Below are 5326 nucleotides of genomic sequence, written 5' to 3' on the forward strand. Positions count from 1 at the left end.
TTTTTTTTATTTTATGGTGCTTGCGAGCACCGAAAAAATATAAAAATGAGTAATTGGAGCACCGAAAAGACAAAACGGGCACCGAGAACTAAATCTATCCAAGCACCCAATGGTTCAAATATTCTGAGCAGTAATGCTTTTTCCATTTTGCTTGATATTCTTGCAGAGGAAATCCAAATTTCCTTTTTGGAGTAACTACACAGAATAGATGTGTTAGTGTTTTCTTGTTCACAAGAACAGTAGATGGACATTGTGCTGTACAAACGTTAGAAGTAAAGTTGATTAGTTTTGCTGTATGGGGAATTTTTATCTTGGCGTATTAGCGATAGAATGGAAAAAAGAGAAAAGCATAAAGGATGTAGGTATGGAGAATATTTGTTATGATTAGAAAGTTGCTGAACGGAGATATCGATAGAGTTGCTGACATATGGTTAAAGACAAATCTGAAAGCACATTATTTTATTTCCAATCAATACTGGAAAAGTAATTATGAATTAGTGAAAGAAATGATGCCACAATCCGAAGTCTATGTGTTTGAAGCGGATAAAATGATACAAGGATTTGTAGGACTAAATGATGAATATATCGAAGGTATTTTTGTCTCTGATGAAATGCAGTCATGTGGCATAGGTAAATTTTTATTGGATTATATTAAGGATAAAAAAGTTAGCTTACGATTAAATGTATACCAGAAGAATGCCAGAGCAATTTCTTTTTACCAAAGAGAAGGGTTCATTATTCAATGTGAAGATTTGGATGAAGCTACTGGTGAAAAAGAGTACACCATGCTATGGAAACGAAAATAGAAATCGGAGTTTGAAGCGGAGGTATGTATTATGAATATAGGATTTTGGTCGTGTATAATTTTGGTAATACCATTTCTGATTATAGGTGTGTTATTTGCGATTTTTAAGGAAAAAGCAGCAAAATTTGTTTCAGGATTTAATTCATTTTCTAAAGAAGAACAGGCATTGTATGATAAAGCTCATATCTCTCGTGATATAAGAAATCAGTGCTTTATGTGGGCTATTATAATGTTGGCAGGAGCATTATTATCCTGCTTTTTAACCCCATATATAGCTATATCAACCTATATTATTTGGTTAGTTCTGTTTTTTAGAGAAGTCCACTTTGATAATCATAAAGCGTTTGAAAAATATTTATTAAAGTAAATTCCAGTTTGCCGAAATATCTGGCTAACTTTCCCAATTTTACAGGCATTCCAGCCCATTCATTAGTGAAATGATATGTATTTTCCCTTATTTTTGCCTTTATGAGATAATCGTAAGGGAAATAAGGGAAAGTTTTATTTAGTCATAGCCTGCCACTTTATTAAGTAACTTTGCGGATTCTGCTTGGCTTTTCTTGTAGAGTGTGCATAGACATTCATTGTGGTAATCTGCTATTTCTCTTATTATTCGTGCAACTGGTATATGTTGCAATCAGGTGGTATATGAAAGGCTGGCGGGATACAAGGAGTTATTATTAAAATTGCAAACAGATAGATAAAATATAAAAATCTATCCATTTGCATATAGAATACTTTTATCTTTTGAACATTGTAAATATGATGAATAAATAGTATATTGTCAGCATAATTGATACAGATAATATAACGAAAAACAACATCATCTCCAAATATTGTATGATTACAGAAAGTAGAAATTAAGAAATTTCCTCTGTTTTCTTCTTTCTGTATTCATTTGGACTCATATGATAATATTGTCTAAACTTCCGGCAGAAATAGCCGGAACTTGTAAATCCGGTTTCTTTTGCAATGGAAGAAACCGATTTTTGAGTGATATAAAGTTGTTCAGCAGCCTGTGCTAGTCTGTATTGAATTAGATATGCTACCGGAGAACAGTGGATGCCAGTTTGAAAAATGTGTAAAGCTCCACTTTTGCTGATAGATGCCGATGCCGCAATCGCCTCCAATGTAATCTCTTCCATGTAGTGATCATGAATATACTGCATCATAGCTTGTAATCTTGCTTGTTTGTGATTTAATCGATGAATACTGTTAGAATCAGAAGTCCAGTCCATATTTTTTTGCAATATGTTCCAAAGCTGAAATAAAAGTTGTATAGTACATAATTCATTATCCGGCTTAGTTTCCTGAATAGTACAAATTTGCGACAAAAGTTGTAGCACCTGTTTCCCAAATGTGTTGGATGGACTGAAAACTTGATATGGAACAGACGAGCTTATCACAGGAAGAATATATTTTTCGTAAATGAGGCTGTTTTCGGGTGCTAATAGGGTTGGCGAAAAAACAATATTAGGTGCAAATGTACTGCTTTGTGCTTCAAAACGATGCAGGACACCGCTATTGATAAATATGCCGCAACCTTTATGTAGTTCTATTTTACTTGTACCTATAAGGCAGAGTGCAGTACCTTCAGCAGTATAAAGAAATTCTAATTCATGATGCCAATGCCAGTCAATGCGATGGAAGTCAAATTTCCAAATATTATCAGGATAGTATGCAAATGGATAACGATTGTTGCCATGCTGGATGGTTTCTCGTAGTGTTTCATCTGTAGTTATCTTAAAAGTCTCCATGCTATATTTCCTCATAAATAATAAAATTTGTTATATTGTACCATGAATATATGATTTTATACAATGACTAGATATAAAGTTTACGATATAATCACATTTATTAGAGGAGGACAAAATGAAAAGCCAATATAATAAGACAATTACAGCCTGTTTTGTAGGTTATATTGTACAAGCTATCGTTAATAATTTTACACCACTGCTTTTTTTGTTTTTTCAGAAATGCTATCATATTCCAATTTCCCAAATTACATTGTTAGTGACTTTTAATTTTGGGATACAACTACTGGTTGATTTTCTTTCTGTCAGATTTGTTGATAAAATAGGATATCGGATATCAATGATTATAGCTCATGTTCTAGCAGCGGCAGGATTATTGCTTCTTACAGTTTTACCAGAGATTTTACCAGTTTCCTTTATTGGAATTTTGATTGCTGTAATGATCTATGCGGTAGGTGGTGGACTTTTGGAAGTCCTAGTCAGTCCAGTTGTTGAGGCTTGCCCATCCGACAATAAGGAAAAAGCAATGAGCCTGCTGCATTCTTTTTATTGCTGGGGACACGCCGGAGTTGTACTCATATCAACAGTGTTCTTTTATGTAGTCGGTATAGATAACTGGAAAATATTAGCCATTATTTGGGCGGTTATTCCAATTGGAAATGCTTTTGTTTTTTCAAAGGTTCCCATTGCACCATTGCTTGAGGATGGAGATACCGGACTTGGATTAAAGGAATTGTTTCGGATGAAAATTTTTTGGATTTTGTTGATTATGATGATATGTGCAGGAGCAAGTGAGCAAGCAGTAAGTCAATGGGCCTCTGCTTTTGCAGAAAAAGGTCTTGGAATTTCAAAGGCAGCCGGCGACTTAGCAGGGCCGATGGCATTTGCGGTTCTAATGGGAATATCAAGATTGTTTTATGGTAAGTATGGTGACCGTATCAATTTGGAACACTTTATGATTTATAGTAGTTTTTTATGTATTTTATCCTATTTAGGGATTTCATTATTATCGATTCCGCTATTAAATCTGATTGCCTGTGCTGTCTGTGGGCTTTCAGTGGGAATCATGTGGCCTGGAACTTTCAGCAAGGCATCAGCAGCTTTGCTCAAAGGGGGAACAGCCATGTTTGCATTGCTGGCATTAGGTGGAGATATAGGTTGTTCAGGAGGTCCTACATTGGTTGGAATGGTATCAGGAGCTTTTGGGGATAACCTAAAGATGGGAATTTTGGCAGGAATTATTTTTCCAGTGTTGCTACTTATAGGAGTCATTCTTTGCAGAAGACAAAAGAAAATTAATAATTATAATACAGTGAAAAGTAGGCACTAAATATAGCTGCTTATTAAAATAAAAAAGAAAGTGAGAAAAAAGATGGAATTTTTGAAAAACAATCCTAAATGGATACGTCAACCAAAGCAGGTACAAATTAGTGAGGATAAAGTTGTAATTCTTACAGAAAGGGGTACTGACTTATGGGCACGCACTTATTATGGTTTTCAAAATGATAATGCTCCAGTATTTCAAGTTGAAACAACGGACAAGTACTTTTCTTTTATTGTTAAAACAGAATTCGAGAGTACCTGTCGTTTTGACCAGTGTGGTGTGGCTATGTATTTAAATAGTGATAATTGGTTTAAGGCATCTATAGAATATGAGAATAAAAAAATACAGCGATTGGGAAGCGTTGTAACCAATCATGGATATTCTGATTGGGCAACAACAGACATATCCTCTGATATTAAAAGTATGTGGTATCGTTTTTCACGAAGGGACAGTGACTACTGTATTGAATGCAGTGAGGATGGCATAAATTTCAGACAAATGCGTATTTTCCATATGTGGGAAGGTGCAGAAAAAATTACTTATGGAATATATGCATGCAGCCCGACAGAAGGCTCATATAAGGCAACATTTTCAAATATGCAGATTACGGAATGTAAATGGGAATCAGATGCAGACTGGCGTGATTGATGATATGATTTCTAAAGATAAATCTCATATGAGAATCATTATCAGTTAAATTGAATAATAAATATAAGCCAAAAATAAAGAGTGTCATCTGCATCCACCCATATTTGCATCGTTCCATCAAGATATAATTTTGTATATTCAAGTGGTTCACCAATGGCAAGTGCGTTTAATGAACAGACTGATCCGGGTGTGGTTTTTAAATCCTTCTCAGTTTCCTAACAGTCAATACGGAGCATATAGCCAGCACTGGTATATACATCAATGCTGTTGCGTTGAGGATTGTATTCTGCTAAAACAATAAATATGGTCAAAAAATCATCGACATCAGACCTGCAGCACGTTATAATATAGTTAATCTAATAAGAAAACCAAGTGATCATTGTTACAAGCTGAATCGTAATGGTGGCCAACTGAGTGAACTCGATGGAACGGAATGGTTATATCCTCCGGGTGCTCCGAGCACCGAAAGGTGCTTTACAGAGATGAAAACAGGTTTTCTTATTTTGACAGGGAGTAACAGAATAGTTAGGAAAATCAAGGATTTCCTTGACTTAGGTTGATTAATCATTGTATGTATTTACAGTGGTATTTCGAACTCCTAAGCACTAGTTGTGGGTTCTATTCCCGCCGGGAACATTTGATTTTGCAACAGTGAAGATTGAAGCTTCATTGTTGTTTTTTTTTATTTTATGGTGCTTGCGAGCACCGAAAAAATATAAAAATGAGTAATTGGAGCACCGAAAAGACAAAACGGGCACCGAGAACTAAATCTATCCAAGCACCCAATGGTTCAAA

General features: G+C 35.1%; 8 protein-coding genes and 1 pseudogene. 7 read left to right on the plus strand and 2 right to left on the minus strand.

Annotated features, from left to right (window positions below; all coding sequences use genetic code 11):
- The 5 genes from H8S01_RS13935 to H8S01_RS14195 all read left to right on the plus strand — a co-directional run.
- A partial coding sequence (locus tag H8S01_RS13935; RefSeq protein WP_207723070.1) for a hypothetical protein occupies positions 1-195 on the plus strand: 195 nt, incomplete at its 5' end.
- A gap of 29 nt (positions 196-224) precedes the next feature.
- Complete coding sequence (locus H8S01_RS14555; protein ID WP_420323508.1) at positions 225-323, plus strand: DUF3923 family protein; 99 nt, start codon at positions 225-227, stop codon at positions 321-323.
- Between the two features lie 57 nt (positions 324-380).
- Positions 381-806 (plus strand): GNAT family N-acetyltransferase, encoded by a 426-nt coding sequence (locus H8S01_RS13765; protein ID WP_186837537.1) that lies wholly within the window; start codon positions 381-383, stop codon positions 804-806.
- Between the two features lie 30 nt (positions 807-836).
- Entirely contained in the window at positions 837-1172 is a 336-nt protein-coding gene (locus H8S01_RS13770; RefSeq protein ID WP_055291252.1) for a DUF3784 domain-containing protein, read from the plus strand.
- 248 nt (positions 1173-1420) lie between these two features.
- Complete coding sequence (locus H8S01_RS14195; RefSeq protein WP_420323509.1) at positions 1421-1489, plus strand: hypothetical protein; 69 nt, start codon at positions 1421-1423, stop codon at positions 1487-1489.
- A gap of 176 nt (positions 1490-1665) precedes the next feature.
- Here H8S01_RS14195 and H8S01_RS13775 read toward each other — a convergent pair whose 3' ends face one another.
- Positions 1666-2562, minus strand: coding sequence for an AraC family transcriptional regulator (locus H8S01_RS13775; protein WP_243204422.1), 897 nt, complete (start codon positions 2560-2562; stop codon positions 1666-1668).
- Between the two features lie 115 nt (positions 2563-2677).
- Between H8S01_RS13775 and H8S01_RS13780 the strand changes: the two genes are divergently transcribed.
- Complete coding sequence (locus H8S01_RS13780) at positions 2678-3889, plus strand: MFS transporter (RefSeq protein ID WP_186837539.1); 1212 nt, start codon at positions 2678-2680, stop codon at positions 3887-3889.
- 42 nt (positions 3890-3931) lie between these two features.
- Positions 3932-4531, plus strand: coding sequence for a DUF1349 domain-containing protein (locus H8S01_RS13785; protein ID WP_015559396.1), 600 nt, complete (start codon positions 3932-3934; stop codon positions 4529-4531).
- Positions 4532-4572: 41 nt separating this feature from the next.
- Here the strand turns inward: H8S01_RS13785 and H8S01_RS13790 are convergent.
- A pseudogene (locus H8S01_RS13790) lies at positions 4573-4836 on the minus strand (DUF6061 family protein).
- Between the last annotated feature and the right edge of the window lie 490 nt (positions 4837-5326).

Source organism: Lachnospira hominis (ex Liu et al. 2021), from assembly GCF_014287955.1.
GTDB lineage: Bacteria > Bacillota > Clostridia > Lachnospirales > Lachnospiraceae > Lachnospira > Lachnospira hominis.